The following is a 15,862-nucleotide window of genomic DNA, read 5'->3' on the forward strand; positions in this document are numbered from 1 at the left end:
TTCGGGCAATTTGCAGCCTCACCCCCCTGGATTGCGGGGGTTTTGGCCTTTGGCGTTAAAGTCGGTGGCGGCCGGGTCGATATCCCGGATGTGACCACTCGGTTCACACCGAGAGCAAGGAGTACATCATGAAAATCGGCAACCCTTCAGACAAAGCTGTCAGCGGCGCCAGCGCCAAGACAGAAGCCACCGCTGGCACCAAGACGACCGGTAAAACGGCCAGCCTGGATGGCGGCGTGAGCGAGAGCGCCAAGGTAACCCTGTCCAACACGGCATCCAACCTCTTATCGGGGGCGGATCCCACTTTCGATGCCAACAAAGTTTCGCAAGTGAAGCAATCGATCGACAACGGGTCCTACAAAGTGAACCCTGAGGCGATCGCGGACAAGTTGATCGCGAACTCGCGCGAAGTGCTCGAACGCCAGCAGTGATCGAGGCTCATCGATCATGGCCGCCGTTCATCCGCCTGTGCTGGATCTGACACCCCACATTGCCGCCATTGAGGCGCAATTGGGGGTGCTGGACGAGGCTTTGGTGTCGCAAGATACCCAGGCGATCGAGTCTTGCAGCCAAGGCCTGCACCGTTCACTGGCTGACGCCATGGCGGCTTTTCGCCATGCGGGGCCTGATTCACTGACGCCGACACTGCGTCAACAACTGCTCCTGGCGCAAGCACGCGTCATGGGGCAGCAATCGACCGTCAGGCGGGCGGCTCATTCCATTGAGCGCACCTTGAACATGCTGTTGCCTCAAGAGGCCTCGGCAACCTATTCGGCGCTGGCGCCCAAATCCGGCCAGATGGCCGTGAACGCCTACCGCGCCTGATCGTGGCTCGCCTTCAAGCGTCGGCCAAACCTTCCACCATGATCTGAACGCGTTGGCGTCCCTGGTATTCGTCCAGGCCGATGCGAAACGCCAAATGCGCCTTGTCGGGCAAGGGTTCCGTGCGCCCGAACCAGATGCCGTCGCGCACCTGGCCTTGCACCCGCAAGCTCAGCTTCATGTGCCGTGTGCCGACCAGGCGTTGGTTGAGCACTTCGACCGAGTCGCTGAACACGGGCGCGTCAAAGCCCGGCCCCCACACAGTTTGCTCCAGCGCTGAGGCTGTTTCGGGTGTGAACCACTGCGTGTCCAAAGGGCCGTCGCTGCTGATCTGGCGCGCCAGCAGGCTGGGGTCCAGGCCTTCGTGGGCCACCAGCATGATGGCCTGCTCGAAGGTGTCAAAGTCTTCTTCGAGGATGGTGCAGCCGGCCGCCATGGCGTGGCCGCCGAACTTCTTCAACAAGCCCGGGTGGCGTTTGCTGACCAAATCGAGCGCATCGCGCAGGTGAAAGCCGGGGATCGACCGACCGGAGCCTTTGAGCAAGCCGTCCTGGCCCAAGGCAAATACAAAGGTGGGCCGATGCTGGCGGTCTTTCAGGCGCGAGGCGACGATGCCCACCACGCCTTCGTGGAACTCTGGATCGAAGATGGCGATGGCCGGAGGCGGTTCGTCCTCGGGCATCAGTGATTCGAGCAGCGCTTCGGCCTGCTCGCGCATGCCGGTTTCCAGCTCGCGGCGTTCGCGGTTGATGGCGTCCAGTTGCTGCGCCAGTTCTTGCGCTCGGCCCACATCGTCGGTCAACAGGCATTCGATGCCCAGGCCCATCTCGGCCAAGCGGCCCGCAGCGTTCACGCGGGGGCCCAGCGCGAAACCGAAGTCCTGGCTGGAGGCTTTGGCGGGATCGCGCCCGGCCGCCACGAACAGTGCCGCGATGCCCGGCTGCATGCGGCCTGATCGGATGCGCTTGAGGCCCAGGCTGACGAGGCGCCGGTTGTTGGCGTCCAGGCGGCCCACGTCGGCCACGGTGCCCAGGGCCACCAAGTCCAGCAGGCTGTCGATGCGGGGTTGGCTGGCGGCGTCAAACGCCCCGCGCTGGCGGCGCTCGGCGCGCAGGGCCAGCAGCACGTAGAACATCACGCCCACGCCCACCAAAGCCTTGCTGGCAAAGGGGCAGTCGGGCTGGTTGGGGTTCACGATCACGTCGGCCAGCGGCAGGCTGACCTGCCCGTCGGCGTTGACCACGGGCAAGTGGTGGTCGGTGATGACCACTTGGATGCCCAAGGCGTGGGCGCGGTCCACGGCTTCGTGGCTGGCCATGCCGTTGTCCACGGTCATCAGCACTTTGGCTTGCTTGGCGTGCACCATGTCCACGATTGGGGGCGTCAGTCCATAGCCATGCAGGGCACGGTCTGGCACCACGAAGCTGACCAACTCAGGCCGGGCACCCAGCATCTTCAGGCCCCGCAGGCCCACGGCGCAGGCGGTGGCGCCATCGCAGTCGTAGTCGGCCACGATGCAGATGTGCAAGCCTTGCTCAATGGCGTCGGCCAGCAGGCGGGCCGCTTCCAGCGCGCCTTTGAGTTCGCTGGGGGGCAGCAATTTGGCGGGGGCATCGTCCAATTCGTCAACGTGGCGCACGCCGCGCGAGGCGAACAAACGCGCCAACAGCGGATGCACGCCGGCTTGTTCCAAGGCCCAGGTGGTGCGGGCAGGGACGTCTCTGGCGGTGATTTTCATGGGGAGGGTGGAGGCCGGTTCAAAGCGTGGCGAGCAGGGCAGAAGGCAAGGTGGCGGGGCGGCCCAACCAGCGCTGAGCGTGGCCGATCAGGCGCTGAGAGAACGAAGGGCGCGGCGGCTGGCTGAGGGTGGTGGCGCTGCGTTCGCCGCACAGGGTCAGGTCCACGGCCTGGCCAGCGTCCAAAGCGGCACACGCAGCCTTCAACACGGTGTTGTCCAGCGTTTGCCAGGCCGCGATCCAGTCGACCAGGTTGCTGGCCAGCAGCGGCGCGCGCAAAGCCGTCACCAGTTGCGAGCCTTCCGGCAGGGCGGGCGCGGCCTGATTGGGCAATTGCCCCGTGCCGCTCAACCAGAAGGAGTTGACGGTCAATTGGCCAGCCGCTTCGCGCGGCGCATTCAGGGGGTGCTCGTACATCAACATTTGCACCTCGTTTTGCAGGCGCTTGATCAAACGAGCTTGGGGGTGGTCGGGCATCCATACATCGGGATTGCGGCCAATGACCCGGTCCAGCGAGGCCGTGGGCAGGCTGACCAGCGAGGGGTGGGCGGCGTACCACCGCGTCGGGGTGGCATAGACCAGGGTCCAGCCTTCTTCTTCGAACCAGGGGCGCAACACCTCCAGGAAGGCGCGGGCCTCCACTTCGCTCAGGCGCAGCTCGTCGGGGTCGAGCAGGGTCAGGGTTTCGCGGCCCATCAGCCAGTGGCAGGGGCTCAACAGGCCCCAGGCTTTGTCGTTGGTGTCGATGCCGGTGGCTTGCGCTTGCCACGCTGCCCAGGGCTGGGTGCCGTCGGCCAGTTCTTGCCAACCCAGGCTTGATGCCAGGACGCGTTCATGGGGCATGGACAAGGCGTATTCGTCGCCATCCAAGCGCCGGGAAGGGCTCAGGCGCGCGAGGAGTTGGTGCAAATGGGGCAATTGCTGGGCGTCGTCCAGCCGAGGCAGGGCCTGCTGGCCAAGTTCGGACAGGCTGGCCGCGAAAGGCAGGATCAAATGCTGGGTGGGAATCGAGGCGGGCATCCGGGGATTATCAAGTGAGTACACTTCGCGCACCATGAACCTTCCCTATGAATGGCGAGTTGGTTGGCGCTACACCCGCGCCGGCCGAGGTGCCCGCCGCAATGGCTTTATCTCTTTCATCTCGGGTGTGTCCGTCCTGGGCATTGCCCTGGGGGTGGCCGCGCTCATCATCGTCTTGTCGGTGATGAACGGTTTCCAGAAAGAAGTGCGCGACCGCATGCTGTCCGTGATCGCCCACGTCGAGATCTACGACGCGCATGGCGGTTCGCTGGACGACTGGAAAGCGCTGGCCGCCAAGGCCCGCCAGAATCCGAAGGTGATCGGCGCGGCGCCTTTCGTGCCGGCCCAGGCGCTGATCGCGCGGGGCGAGAACATGCGGGGCACCATGGTGCGGGGCATCGTGCCTGACGAGGAAGTCACGGTGACGCCGTTGGCGGCGCAACTGAAATCCACCATGCAACTGCTGACCCCGGGCGGCTGGGGCGTGGTGATCGGGGCCGAATTGGCCAATGGCATGGGCGTGCAGGTGGGCGATCCCATCACCTTGGTGGCGCCCAGTGGCCAGGTCACACCGGCCGGTGTGGTGCCCCGCATCAAACAGTTCACCGTGGTGGGCACTTTCAGCGCGGGCCACTATGAATACGACAATGGCCTGGTGCTGATGCATGCCGACGATGCCGCGAAGTTGTTCCGCACAGGCGGGCTCACGGCCGTGCAGCTCAAGCTGAAGGATGCGCAGGATGCGCGCCTGGTGGCGGGCGAGTTGGCCGTGTCGCTGGGCAGCGATGTCGTGGTCAACGACTGGACGCGCACCAACCGCAACTGGTTTGAGGCCGTGCAGGTCGAAAAACGCATGATGTTCATCATCCTGACCCTGATCGTGGCTGTGGCCGCCTTCAACCTGGTCTCGACCCTGGTGATGACGGTGACCGACAAACAGGCCGACATCGCCATCTTGCGCACCCTGGGCGCCACGCCGGGTTCCATCATGGGCATCTTCATGGTGCAGGGCGCCCTGTCGGGCATCTTGGGCACGCTGAGCGGCTTGGGCCTGGGCCTGCTGGTGGCTTTCAATGTGGGCGCCATCGTGCAGTTCATCGAGCACCTGCTGGGCGTGCATTTTCTGCCCAGCAGCATCTACCTGATCAGCCGCATGCCCAGCGATCCGCAATCGGCCGACATCGTGCCCGTCGCCGTGATCTCGCTGGTGCTGTCCTTCCTGGCCACCATCTACCCCAGCTGGCGCGCCAGCCGAGTTCAGCCCGCCGAGGCTTTGCGTTATGAATGAGCCCATGTCGTCGCCAGATTTGATCCTGCAGGCGCAGGGCCTGACCAAACGCTTCACCGAAGGCCCGCTGGACGTGACTGTGCTGCAGGGGGTGGACTTGACCATTTCGCGTGGCGAGATTCTGTCCATCGTGGGCGCCTCAGGTTCTGGCAAAAGCACGCTGCTGCATTTGCTGGGCGGGCTTGAAGCGCCCACCTCGGGGCGCGTGCAACTGTTGGGTCGCGACTTCTCTCAGCTCAACGCCGCGCAACAGGGTGGTTGGCGCAATCTGCACCTGGGTTTCATCTACCAGTTCCACCACCTGCTGCCCGAGTTCTCGGCCGTGGACAACGTGGCCATGCCGCTGTTGATCCGGCGCTTGTCGGTGCCCGAGGCACGCAAGCAGGCCATGGCCATGCTTGCCCGGGTGGGCTTGTCTTTGCGTGCTGAGCATCGCCCGTCAGAGTTGTCGGGCGGCGAGCGCCAACGTGTGGCCGTGGCGCGTGCCTTGGTCAGCCAACCTGCCTGCGTGCTGGCCGACGAACCCACCGGCAACCTGGACCGTGGCACCGCCGATGGCGTCTTCGACCTGATGTTGCAAGTGGCCAAGGAGCAAGGCACGGCCTTTGTCATGGTCACCCACGACGACAGCCTGGCGCACCGCTGCGACCGCTACTTGCGGCTGGTGCAAGGCCGTTTGGCGGCCTGACCCTGCCTGCTGCCTGTTGTAACGCGTGTCTCTCTCAAAGAAGTTTTCCACATGACTCACCCCCGGTCTTCCGTGCTGGCGCCTGCCAGATTGCCTTTGCTCGTCGTGCTGGTCTGGGTGGGGGTGTTCACGGCGCTGCGCCTGGGCTTGGCGGTGTTGGTGGGCACGGCTTCCGTGCCTTTGGCGCTGTGGCCCGGCATTTTTGCCAAGGGCCTGATGTTTGACCTGGCGGTGGCCGCCATCGCCGTGGCGCCGGTGTTCGCTTACGAAGCGTTGCTGCCCAACCTGTGGCGGCATCAGGCCTGGCACCGGGTGTTGCGCACCGGCTGGTTGTGGTTCGCCGTGCTGTTGATGTTGTTCGGGGCCGCCTCCGAGGTGACCTTCTGGATCGAGTTCTCCACGCGCTTCAACTTCATCGCGGTGGACTACCTGATCTACACCCAGGAAGTCATCGGCAACATCCGCCAGTCCTACCCCATCCCCGCGATCATGCTGGGTTTGGCTTCACTGGCGGGCCTGCTGACCTTCTTCCTGCGGCACCCTTTGAAGAAGTTGAACGAACAGTCGCTTTCGGGACGACAACGCGCGGCGATGTGGGTCGCCGCCGTCGCTTTGCCGACCGCCAGCCTGCTGCTGACCAACGTGGATCAAATGCAGGGCTTGGGCAATGCCTATGCCGATGAACTGTCGGGCAATGGCCTGTTCACCCTGGCCGCCGCCATGCGCCGCAATGAGCTGGACTACGACAAGTTCTACCGCACCATGCCGCAGAGCCAGGCCGATGCCATCCTCAAGTCCATGGACGTGGAGCGTCAGCCCTTGAGCGAGGCCATCCACCCGCCAGCGGGCGAAGACCCGGCCGACGACCCCTTGCCCTTCACACGCCGACCGAGGAACGTGGTGCTGATCTCGGTCGAAAGCTTGTCTGCCGCGTTCATGGACACCTATGGATCGACCAAGCACCTCATGCCCCGGCTGGACGCCATGGCGCGCGAAGGGATGATGTTCGAGCACATGTACGCCACCGGTACCCGTACCGTGCGGGGGCTGGAATCACTGTCGCTGGGCACACCGCCCGTGCCGGGCCAGGCCATCGTGCGCCGACCCAACAACGAACACCTGGCCACCTTGGGCGAGATACTCAAGCCGCAGGGTGTGGAGTCGTTCTTCTTCTACGGCGGCTATGGCTACTTCGACAACATGAACGCCTATTTCGACGCCAACGGTTACCGTGTCGTCGACCGCACTGACATCCCCAAGGCCGCCGTGGTGTTCGAGAATGTATGGGGCGTGGCCGACGAAGTGCTTTTCAACCACGCGATCAAGACCTTGACCGCCGAATCGGCCAGCGACAAGCCCTTCTTCGCCCACATCATGACCACGTCCAACCACCGGCCCTACACCTACCCGGACGGCCGCATTGACATCAAGTCGCCGGGCGGGCGCGATGGCGCGGTCAAGTACACCGACTACGCCATTGGCAAATTCATCGACGATGCGCGCAGCCAGCCCTGGTTCAATGACACGCTGTTCATCATCATCGCCGACCACTGCGCCTCGGTGGCGGGCAAGAGCAAACTGCCCGTGGATGGGTATCACATTCCGCTGATTTTTTACGCACCGGGCATGGTGCCGCCGGGGGTGTACAAGCCCACGGTGAGCCAACTTGACCTGGCCCCCACCATCGTTGAAATGATGGGCAAGAGCGGCGACGACCACTTTTTTGGCCGCCCCTTCTTCGAGGCCGAAAATGAAAATCCCAACCGGGCCTTCATCAGCAACTACCAGGAGCTGGGCTACCTGCGCGGCGATGTGTTGACCGTGTTGCTGCCCAAGCGCAAAGTGCTGGCTTACATGGTGGACCCGGTCACCTTGGCCACCACGCCCGCTGAGGTCAATGAGCGACTGATGAACGAGGCGATTGCCTACTATCAGACGGCCTCCCGGGCGTTCAAGGAAGGTGCCTTGAAGATGGAGCCTGCGACCAAGCCTTAGCTCATGTGGATCGACACCCATTGCCACCTTGACGCCCCCGAGTTCGACACCGACCGACAGGCCGTGATCGAACGTGCGTCTCAGGCGGGTGTCGGGATGATCGTGGTGCCGGCCGTCATGCCAAGCACCTTCGAGGCCGCCCGCCAGGCCGCCTTGCAATGCGATGGCACCTATGCCTTGGGCATTCACCCCTTGTTCGCCAAACAAGCCGGTGACGATGCCCTCGACCAATTGCGCGCGGCCTTGCAACGGCACCACGCCGACCCGCGCCTGGTGGCCATCGGCGAGATCGGCCTGGACCACTTCGTTGACAGCCTGAAGGACGAGGCCAGCAATGCCTTGCAGGACAGCGTCTATGCCGCACAACTGGCGCTGGCCTTCGAGTTCGAATTGCCCGTGATCGTGCACGTGCGCCGAAGCGCCGACGATTTGCTGAAGCACTTGCGGCGGCAAAAGGCGCAAGGCCAGGCCGTGGTTGGCGGCATCGCGCACGCTTTCAACGGCAGTGCTCAACAAGCGCAGGCCTTCATCGACCTGGGCTTCAAGCTGGGTTTCGGCGGCGCCATGACCTTTGACCGCGCCTTGCAGATCCGGCGCCTCGCCACCGATCTGCCCGCCGAAGCCATCGTGCTGGAAACCGATGCGCCTGACATCCCGCCGCATTGGCTGTATGTGCTCGAAAAAGACCGCGCCCAAGGCCTCACCAGCCGCAACGAGCCCGCCGAATTGCCCCGCATCGCGCAGACCCTGGCCACCTTGCGCGGCTGGTCGCTGGACCAGACGCGCGACCTCACCACCGCCAACGCACTCAAGGCTTTGCCACGCCTGAAAGCGCTGGTTCCCGCCTGAGCGGACAATACCCGCTTCCCCCGGCCTTCTCGCCCTCCTCTTTCCCCCTTGTCGGGGACACGCACCGCCTCCATGTCCGCCACCGCTCCCGATCCCCGCAGCCTGCCCATTCCCCGCCACGCCAGCCGCGTGCCGCCGCACCTGAACGCTGAACAGGTCGGACGCATCCGGCAGGCCGCCTTCAACCTGCCGCAGGTGGTCAAACCCGCTGATTTCATCCCTGAGAACACGCCGGATTTCGAGGACTACCTGGATGGCTGCGGCATGATCCTGCTGCAAAAAGCCGTCGCCGGTGCCCGGCCCAGCCGCTGGATCGCGCCCGAGTTGATGGACCACGCCTTGCGCCACCTGGACGCCATCGGTGGCGGTCGTGAAGTGCGCACGGTCATGCAGGACCGGGGCACGGCGCTGGAGTCGCTCGGGCTGTTTCGGCGCGGCCAGGATTGGGACCGTTTGATCAGCCAGACTTTGCCCGTGCCCGAGCAAGGCTGGAAAGTGGTGGTGTCCTTCAAGGTGCCGATCGATGCCGAGCCGATCTGGGACTTTTACCGAACGGGCGACAAGCCCACGCTGATCAAGTGCCTGGGCGCGCCACCTGCCTACGCGCATGCGGACGAACTGCTGGCCCACCTGCAAGCGCTGCTGGCCCGGGCCAAGGTGAGCAACCCGCGCCAGATGGCCTCGCTGCTGCCGCGCTTGCAAGCCGAATGCGGCACGCCCCAGCCCTTCGATGGCCTCAAGGCGGCCTGCACACGCGCCCTGGAGCGCTGGGAGCACCACGAGGCCGAGCTCGACACCCTGGACGACCTGAACGACCAACTGGCCTTCGATGGCTACCCCGACACCTTCCAGAAAGCCCGCCATCTGCAGCGCAAGGTGACCCTGTACGTGGGCCCGCCCAACAGCGGCAAGACCCACGCCGCCTTCGAGCGCCTGGCCAAGGCCAGCAAGGGTGCTTACCTCGCGCCCCTGCGCTTGCTGGCCCTGGAAGGCCGCGATCGCTTGCAAGGGCGTGGCGTGGCCTGCTCGCTGCTGACGGGTGAAGAAAGCGTGCCGGCCGACGGTGCAGCAGTCGTGTCCAGCACCATTGAAATGGTGGGCACCACCGAACTCATCGAGGTCGCCGTCATCGACGAGGCCCAGATGATCTTCGACGCCTTCCGGGGCTGGGCCTGGACCCAGGCCATCGTGGCTGTTCCGGCCGATGAGGTCATCATCATTTGTTCGGCTTATGCCGTGCCCGCCATTCAGAACCTGCTGCGCCTGTGCGGTGAGGACTGCGAGGTCAAGCACTTCGAGCGCAAGCAGCACGTGCAGTTGATGCCCGCGCCCGTGCCGCTCAGTGCGCTGAAAAAGGGCGACGCCGTGGTGGCCTTCAGCCGCCGCGAAGTGCTGATGCTGCGCGACCAGATCGCCGCCAATGGCAAGGCCGTGTCGGTGATCTACGGCGCTTTGCCCCCAGAGGTGCGCCGCCGCGAGGCCGAGCGTTTTGCGCAGGGTGAATCGCATGTGCTGGTCGCCACCGATGCCATCGGCATGGGGCTGAATCTGCCGATCCGGCGCGTGCTGTTCAGCACCATGGTCAAGTACGACGGCCAGACCGACCGGCCACTCACCGTGTCCGAGGTCCACCAGATTGCAGGCCGGGCCGGGCGTTTCGGCATGCACGACGAGGGCTTTGTCGGCGTGCTCAAGGAAGCCGAACCCACCGCCTTGCGCATGCTGCGCGACCTGCTGCCCAAGCAGCCCAAGGCGCCGATTGATTTCAAGGCCCCCGTGGCACCCAACTGGTGGCATGTGGAGACCATTGCCACGCGACTGAAGAAGGACCGCCTGCGCGACGTGCTCGGCATCTTCATGGAGCAGTTGGAGCTTGACGATGCCCACTTCGCCGTGGCTGAGCTGGAGCAGATGCTGGACCTGGCCGAGCAACTGGACCGCAGTGCTGGCAAGCTGTCATTGCGCGAACGCTTCATCTACGCGCAGGCGCCGGTGGACACCCGCACCGAATCGCAGGTGCAGGAGTTCCTGAACTGGACGCATTACCACGCACTCACCGGCGAAGCCGGCAGCCCCTGGTTTTTGGAAGACGTGGATGAGCACAGCCGCCTGGAGCGCATGGAGCAAGCCCTGCGCTCATGCACCTTGTGGCTGTGGCTGGACCTGCGCTTTCCCAACGTTTACGGCCACCTGGACCGCGTGGTCGACCTGCGCGGCCGCCTCAACGATGGCATCGAGCGCCACCTCAAGGGCAAGAAGCCCTTGTGGCAAACGCGGGGTCGTCCACGTCGGCCGTGAACCCGTCAGATGCGCAGCAGGGCCTGGACGCGCAGTTGCTCGTCGGGCGTGAAGTTGGACTTCACGTAGCTGACGATCTCCGCCTTGCGTTGCGCGTCCGACAGGTTGGATGCCTTTTGCAAGCGCTCCCACTCGCGCTGGGCACCGCTCAGGCGGGCCTCCCATTGCGCCCACTCCTCGTCGGCCTTGGCCAATCGATCGGCTGCGGCTTCTCCGTAACGGGCCACCCTTTCCGCATGCACGGCCGTAGGGTCCTTGCCTGGCGCCATCTGGGGCACGGGCTCACCCGGATCCGGTGGCGGCGCTTGTCCTGATTCCAACTGCGCGTAGTAATTCTCGAAGTGTTTTTCATCGTCCTTGAAGAAAGCCTCAGCCCAGGGCGCGCCCAGGACCTGGCGCCGAACGGAACGCTGCTCTTCAAATACCGGCATCCAGGTGGCGCGGTCGCTCTGGACAAACTTATTGCGCCACTCATAGGTGCGAACTTGCCAGTATTTGTCCCAGATGGCCATGATCTCGCCAGCCAGTTGCGCACCGTTCTCGCGTTGGGCTTCATCCTGGATGAGGCCGCGGATCTCTTCGATGGTGACCTCACCCAAGCCCAGCACGTAGTACTCGAAACGGCTGCGCAGCTCGCCACAAGGTTTGAGCTTTTTGTCAGCGATGCACCAATTGCCGGCGGCCTCGGTGCCCGCGAACGAACCGTCCTTGAAAAGACGCTTGCGCACCTCATCAGGAGAGCGTGCCGTTGGCGTGGATTTGGCGGCCACCAGGCCCAAGGCGCGACCGGCATCGGCGATTCGCCAAGTGCTCTCACTTTCAGTGTGCAAAGGTGAGGAGCCGTTTGGTGGCGTCACCGCCCCTTGCTGCCACAGCAGCCAGGCCCCACCAACCACCAAAGTCGCGGCCACGCCGACGATCCAAGTTTTTCGCATTTGCATGGCTTCTTCCCGCTGAATTGAAAAAGGGCCAACTTCGACTGAAATTGGCCCCTGCGCGAATCCGGGAAATTTACAGGGCCAGGGCCTTCAGGCGGCTGGCTTGCTGCTTGTAGAAGGCCACGGGATCAGGATCGCCCTTGCCGATGGTGCCCAGGACCTGGTTGACTTCATCCAGGTGATTCCAGTGGTAGTCGTCCTTGATGACCTTGCCCCAATGGCTGGAGCATTGGCTGACCAGGCCGTCGTTGGGCTCGCCTTTGAAGTAGTCGCCGGTGTAGGCCAGGATGGCGTCAGAGATGTCCCAGCCATTCGTCTTGACGGCCGTGCCGGAGATCGAGTACCAACGGATGCTGTTGCCATTGACGCTGGCCACTTCAGGACCTTGACCGCAATCGCTGGTGGGGGCACCTGCGGGGAACTTGGTGTTGAAAGCTGCAGCACCAGGCGCGCTCAGGGCACCGAGGGCGGTCAGCAGGTCGGCCTGCTTGTAGGTGCCGTTGCCGGTCAGCCAGCCGATCAGTTGCAGGCCGCCGGTGGCGACCTTGTCAAAAGTGCCGTCAGGCGTGGTGCCGGCCAGGATGTCGTCAGCGACCTTGCTGCCAAAGTGGGTGCCGGCGACCGTGGTCACACTGGCCACCATGGAAGGCACCGTGCCCGCTGCATAGCGAACGGTGGGGCCGCCATGGCTGTGGCCAATCAGGTTGAACTTCTTGACGCCATCGGCGGCGGCCCATTGCTGGAGCTGCCTCACCAGCTCTTCACCCCGGAATTCGGTGGTTTGCGAAGGGTTCACCGAGGCCACGTAAACGGTGGCGCCGTCCTTGCGCAGGCTGTTGGGGATGTTGTAGAAGTACTGAATGCCCAGGATGTTGTCAAAGCCGATGAAACCATGCACGAGCACCAGCGGGTATTTGGTCTTGGAGCCCGTGGTGGTGGCAGCTTGGACAGCGGGGGCGGCGATGATGGCGGCGCCAGCGACGGCAACGGCCGCGCACACAGCGCGCATGGAGAAAATCGATGTCATGGCCTTGTTCCTTAGCTCGTTATTGATTGGGCGATCTGTGTGACGAATGTCTCGCGGAACGGTGAACGTGCCTCGGGTGGTAACCCTTGAATCTCGGGGTTGTCCCCACCCCGAGAAACTGGGGGTTCAGGGAGAAGACATGTCACAGGGCCAGCGGCATCACCAGCGCATGCACAAGCCCGCACCTCAGTGAAACAGTGGCTGGGTGGCCGCTTTGCTCGGGTAACCTCGGCTTATCCAGCAATCAGCACGGCCATCCATGTCATTCGAGTCTCTAGGTTTGTCCCCAGCCCTGGTTCGCGCCACCCGCGAACGGGCTTATCTTGAGCCCACGGCCATCCAGGCCGAGGCCATCCCCGTCGCCCTGCGGGGTGTGGATGTGCTGGGCTGCGCGCAAACCGGTTCTGGCAAGACGGCGGCATTTGCCTTGCCCATCCTGCAGCGGCTGGCGGACACTCGCCGCGACCGGCCTCGCCGGGCGCATGCCCTGATCCTGGTGCCGACCCGCGAATTGGCCGCCCAGGTGGGCGACACCTTCCGCCACCTGGCCCAGTACCTGCCCGAACCTTTGAAGGTGGCCGTGCTGTTCGGCGGCGTGTCCATCAACCCGCAAATGATGGGCTTGCGCGGTGGCGCCGACATTGTGGTGGCCACGCCTGGACGTTTGCTCGATTTGATCGAGCACAACGCGCTGAAGCTGGGCGATGTCCAAACCCTGGTTCTGGACGAGGCCGACCGCCTGCTGGACCTGGGCTTTGCCGACGAGTTGGCCAGCGTGCTGGACGAGTTGCCCGCTCGGCGCCAGAACCTGTTTTTCTCAGCCACTTTTCCTGCGGCGGTGCAGAGCCTGGCGGATCAGTTGCTGCGCGACCCGGTCCGCATTGAGGTGGAGGCCGAACCCGAAGAAAAGCCGGACATCCTGCAGCGGGCAATCGAGGTCGACACCGCCAAACGCACGCCCTTGCTGCGTCACCTGATCAAAGAGCAGGGGTGGACACGGGTGCTGGTGTTCGTGGCCACCAAGTACGCCACCGAGCTCGTGTCCCACAAGCTGGGGCTGGCGGGCATTCAAGCGCAGGCCTTCCATGGCGAGCTGAGCCAGGGCGCGCGCACCCAGGTCTTGTCGGACTTCAAGGCTTCGCGCCTGCAGGTGGTCGTGGCCACCGACGTGGCGGCCCGGGGCATTGACGTCGCACGCTTGCCGGCCGTGGTGAATTACGACCTGCCGCGCTCGGCCGTCGATTACACGCACCGCATTGGCCGCACGGGCCGGGCGGGTCAAAGTGGCGTGGCCATCAGTTTTGTCACGGCCGATGCCGAAGCGCATTTCAGGCTGATCGAAAAGCGCCAGGGACTCCGGCTGCCCCGCGAGCAAATCCCTGGCTTTGAGCCGGTTGATGTGGTGGCATTGCCGGTGGCCGACCTCAACGGCGGCATCAAAGGCAAGCGCCCCAGCAAGAAGGACAAGCTGCGCGCGGCGGCGGCACGCGGCGGCTCGTCCAATTGAAGGCGCCTCAGTCTTTGCGCACCGTGCCGAGCCGCCTGGTGGCCAGGTACTCGCGCCGGTAGATTTCGAAGGGCATGGTGTCCGCCGCTTCGATGCGTGCCTGCTCTTGAATCGACTCGCGCGCCATCTGTTCGAAATGCGCCTGCTGCTCTGCGTCCCAGGGGGCGTCGAGCAAAGTCCGCTGGGTCTGCGCTGATTGGGCGCGCACAAAATCCACGTAGACCTTGTCATGCTGCTGCGTCAAGGCGGCCAGCACGCGGGCAGAAGGCAGGGTGTGGGGGTGGTTCAGTCCATCCAGCGCGGTTTGCCAGGCCTTCAGGTGATCAGAGCCTCCCTGGGCCGCGTCCAGCGCCTGCGCGATGGGTTCACATTGGCCGATGATCTCGCGGGCCCAGTCGGTCAGCAGCACCTCGCGGCCTTGGCGTTCCAGCATCAAGCCAGGTTCGCGGCCGCGTGAGGCGGTGCGGTGCTGGTTGCGCGCCAGCTCGGCGATCTCGGCGGGCGTGTCCGGCGGGCTGTCCAGCAGCAGGCAGTGCAGCAGGAAGGTGTCCAGAAAGCGCGCCGTGTTGTCGTCGATGCCAACGGACAGAAAAGGGTTGAGGTCCATGCAGCGCACCTCCACGTATTCCACCCCGCGTTCGCGCAAGGCGTGCAGTGGGCGTTCGCCCGGGAAAATCACGCGCTTGGGCCGAATGGTGCCGTAGAACTCGTTCTCGATCTGCAGCAAGGTGGTGGAGAGTTGGCGGTAGTCGCCTTGCGGGCCTTGGATGCCAATGGCTTCATAGGGCGGGTAGCTGCGCGTGAGGGCATCCTGCAGCGAGGTGCCATAGCCTTCCAGGCCGTTGTAGCTGACCGAGAGTGACGATTGCGCATCGCTCTGGTAGCCCAGTCGGCCCATGCGCAGCGAGGTTGCATAGGGCAGGTAAAGCGTGCGGTCGCTCAGGGTGTCCAAGCCGTGCTGTTGGCCGGCCACAAAGCTTGGGCACACGGCGGGCGAGGCCCCGAACAGCAGCAGCAGCAAAAACGACTGGCGCCGGAAATTGCGGATCAGCGCGAAGTAATCTTCGTTGGACATGCCCGGCAGCGACCAGTTGTAGTGGATGCCGGAGATGGTCTGCATGCGCGGGCCATAGCGGTTAGCCAGCCCAATGCGGTACACACTTTTGGCCTGGCCCACGTTCGACGTGCCGTACCGGCCGATGGGGATGCCTTGGTCGGTGGGCAGGATGCTGGGCATGCTGCTGACCCACAACTGTTCGTCGCCGCTTTGTGCCAGTGAGCGGTACACAAATTGGTGGATTTGGGTCAACTCGGCGATGGCCGCCGACACACTGCGGTGGGCGCCCGTGACCAGTTCGATCTGGGATTCACTGAAGTCGGTGGTGATGCTGGGGCTGGCGAGGGCCGAACCCAGGGCGGCCGGGTGGGGGGTCAAGGCCAGGTGCCCATCGGGGTGCACGCGCAGGCTTTCCTTTTCGATGCCTCGGCGGATGCCTTTCAAGCGCTCGGGCGAGAGCGTACGCAAGCGTTCATCAAAGCTGGTCACGCTCGGTCTCCTGAATCGTGTTGGACGCGAAGGTACCAGAGTTGGCCAAACCCTGCTGGCGATGCGTTCGTGGCATGTGGTTGCGTCAAAATGTTCTGATTAAGGCGAGAAAAGTCGCGTACTTTACGGTGTCCGCCAGCCCATTTCG

13 protein-coding genes are annotated in these 15,862 nt (G+C 64.2%); 8 read left to right on the top strand and 5 right to left on the bottom strand.

The window, feature by feature from the left end:
- Positions 1–128 precede the first annotated feature (128 nt).
- Together flgM and PSV38_RS15520 are read left to right on the top strand one after the other, a co-directional pair.
- Positions 129–431: a flagellar biosynthesis anti-sigma factor FlgM gene (flgM, locus tag PSV38_RS15515; protein WP_300548944.1), complete on the top strand. Its 303-nt coding sequence runs from the start codon at positions 129–131 to the stop codon at positions 429–431.
- Between the two features lie 16 nt (positions 432–447).
- Positions 448–825: a hypothetical protein gene (locus PSV38_RS15520; RefSeq protein WP_300548945.1), complete on the top strand. Its 378-nt coding sequence runs from the start codon at positions 448–450 to the stop codon at positions 823–825.
- Positions 826–838: 13 nt separating this feature from the next.
- Here the strand turns inward: PSV38_RS15520 and recJ are convergent, their stop codons facing one another.
- Together recJ and PSV38_RS15530 are read right to left on the bottom strand one after the other, a co-directional pair.
- A complete protein-coding gene (gene recJ / locus PSV38_RS15525; protein WP_300548947.1) occupies positions 839–2,560 on the bottom strand; it encodes a single-stranded-DNA-specific exonuclease RecJ in 1,722 nt (573 codons plus the stop codon).
- Between the two features lie 19 nt (positions 2,561–2,579).
- On the bottom strand, positions 2,580–3,578 hold the full coding sequence (locus tag PSV38_RS15530; RefSeq protein WP_300548949.1) for a hypothetical protein: 999 nt from the start codon (positions 3,576–3,578) through the stop codon (positions 2,580–2,582).
- Positions 3,579–3,612: 34 nt separating this feature from the next.
- Between PSV38_RS15530 and PSV38_RS15535 the strand changes: the two genes are divergently transcribed.
- The 5 genes from PSV38_RS15535 (at position 3,613) to PSV38_RS15555 (ending at position 10,696) form a co-directional block, all read left to right on the top strand.
- Complete coding sequence (locus PSV38_RS15535) at positions 3,613–4,866, top strand: lipoprotein-releasing ABC transporter permease subunit (RefSeq protein ID WP_300548951.1); 1,254 nt, start codon at positions 3,613–3,615, stop codon at positions 4,864–4,866.
- Positions 4,859–5,554, top strand: a complete 696-nt coding sequence (gene lolD / locus PSV38_RS15540; protein ID WP_300548953.1) for a lipoprotein-releasing ABC transporter ATP-binding protein LolD — start codon at positions 4,859–4,861, stop codon at positions 5,552–5,554. The genes PSV38_RS15535 and lolD overlap by 8 nt, the downstream gene beginning before the upstream one ends.
- Positions 5,555–5,605: 51 nt before the next feature.
- Positions 5,606–7,549 (top strand): alkaline phosphatase family protein, encoded by a 1,944-nt coding sequence (locus PSV38_RS15545; protein ID WP_300548955.1) that lies wholly within the window; start codon positions 5,606–5,608, stop codon positions 7,547–7,549.
- Between the two features lie 3 nt (positions 7,550–7,552).
- Positions 7,553–8,398, top strand: coding sequence for a TatD family hydrolase (locus tag PSV38_RS15550; RefSeq protein WP_300548957.1), 846 nt, complete (start codon positions 7,553–7,555; stop codon positions 8,396–8,398).
- Positions 8,399–8,470: 72 nt separating this feature from the next.
- A complete protein-coding gene (locus PSV38_RS15555) occupies positions 8,471–10,696 on the top strand; it encodes a helicase-related protein (protein ID WP_300548958.1) in 2,226 nt (741 codons plus the stop codon).
- Between the two features lie 5 nt (positions 10,697–10,701).
- On the opposite strand, the gene PSV38_RS15560 is transcribed toward PSV38_RS15555, so the two are convergent.
- Both PSV38_RS15560 and PSV38_RS15565 read right to left on the bottom strand, forming a co-directional pair.
- Entirely contained in the window at positions 10,702–11,631 is a 930-nt protein-coding gene (locus PSV38_RS15560) for a lipase secretion chaperone (RefSeq protein WP_300548960.1), read from the bottom strand.
- 76 nt (positions 11,632–11,707) lie between these two features.
- A complete protein-coding gene (locus PSV38_RS15565; RefSeq protein WP_300548962.1) occupies positions 11,708–12,661 on the bottom strand; it encodes a triacylglycerol lipase in 954 nt (317 codons plus the stop codon).
- A 259-nt stretch (positions 12,662–12,920) separates the two neighbouring features.
- Here PSV38_RS15565 and PSV38_RS15570 point away from each other — a divergent pair, with 259 nt between their 5' ends.
- Positions 12,921–14,168, top strand: a complete 1,248-nt coding sequence (locus PSV38_RS15570; RefSeq protein WP_300548963.1) for a DEAD/DEAH box helicase — start codon at positions 12,921–12,923, stop codon at positions 14,166–14,168.
- 7 nt (positions 14,169–14,175) lie between these two features.
- On the opposite strand, the gene gshA is transcribed toward PSV38_RS15570, so the two are convergent.
- The gene (gene gshA / locus PSV38_RS15575) at positions 14,176–15,714 is read right to left on the bottom strand and encodes a glutamate--cysteine ligase (RefSeq protein WP_300548965.1); all 1,539 of its coding nucleotides are present in this window, start codon (positions 15,712–15,714) and stop codon (positions 14,176–14,178) included.
- Positions 15,715–15,862 lie beyond the last annotated feature (148 nt).

It is taken from the genome of Aquabacterium sp. (assembly GCF_029946005.1).
In the GTDB taxonomy this organism is placed as follows: domain Bacteria; phylum Pseudomonadota; class Gammaproteobacteria; order Burkholderiales; family Burkholderiaceae_C; genus Aquabacterium.

Excerpts from the sequence above, each read along its gene's own strand:
- flgM (WP_300548944.1), top strand. The coding sequence starts at position 129 with ATGAAAATCGGCAACCCTTCAGACAAAGCTGTCAGCGGCGCCAGCGCC.
- PSV38_RS15520 (WP_300548945.1), top strand. The coding sequence starts at position 448 with ATGGCCGCCGTTCATCCGCCTGTGCTGGATCTGACACCCCACATTGCC.
- recJ (WP_300548947.1), bottom strand. The coding sequence starts at position 2,560 with ATGAAAATCACCGCCAGAGACGTCCCTGCCCGCACCACCTGGGCCTTG.
- PSV38_RS15530 (WP_300548949.1), bottom strand. The coding sequence starts at position 3,578 with ATGCCCGCCTCGATTCCCACCCAGCATTTGATCCTGCCTTTCGCGGCC.
- PSV38_RS15535 (WP_300548951.1), top strand. The coding sequence starts at position 3,613 with ATGAACCTTCCCTATGAATGGCGAGTTGGTTGGCGCTACACCCGCGCC.
- lolD (WP_300548953.1), top strand. The coding sequence starts at position 4,859 with ATGAATGAGCCCATGTCGTCGCCAGATTTGATCCTGCAGGCGCAGGGC.
- PSV38_RS15545 (WP_300548955.1), top strand. The coding sequence starts at position 5,606 with ATGACTCACCCCCGGTCTTCCGTGCTGGCGCCTGCCAGATTGCCTTTG.
- PSV38_RS15550 (WP_300548957.1), top strand. The coding sequence starts at position 7,553 with ATGTGGATCGACACCCATTGCCACCTTGACGCCCCCGAGTTCGACACC.
- PSV38_RS15555 (WP_300548958.1), top strand. The coding sequence starts at position 8,471 with ATGTCCGCCACCGCTCCCGATCCCCGCAGCCTGCCCATTCCCCGCCAC.
- PSV38_RS15560 (WP_300548960.1), bottom strand. The coding sequence starts at position 11,631 with ATGCGAAAAACTTGGATCGTCGGCGTGGCCGCGACTTTGGTGGTTGGT.
- PSV38_RS15565 (WP_300548962.1), bottom strand. The coding sequence starts at position 12,661 with ATGACATCGATTTTCTCCATGCGCGCTGTGTGCGCGGCCGTTGCCGTC.
- PSV38_RS15570 (WP_300548963.1), top strand. The coding sequence starts at position 12,921 with ATGTCATTCGAGTCTCTAGGTTTGTCCCCAGCCCTGGTTCGCGCCACC.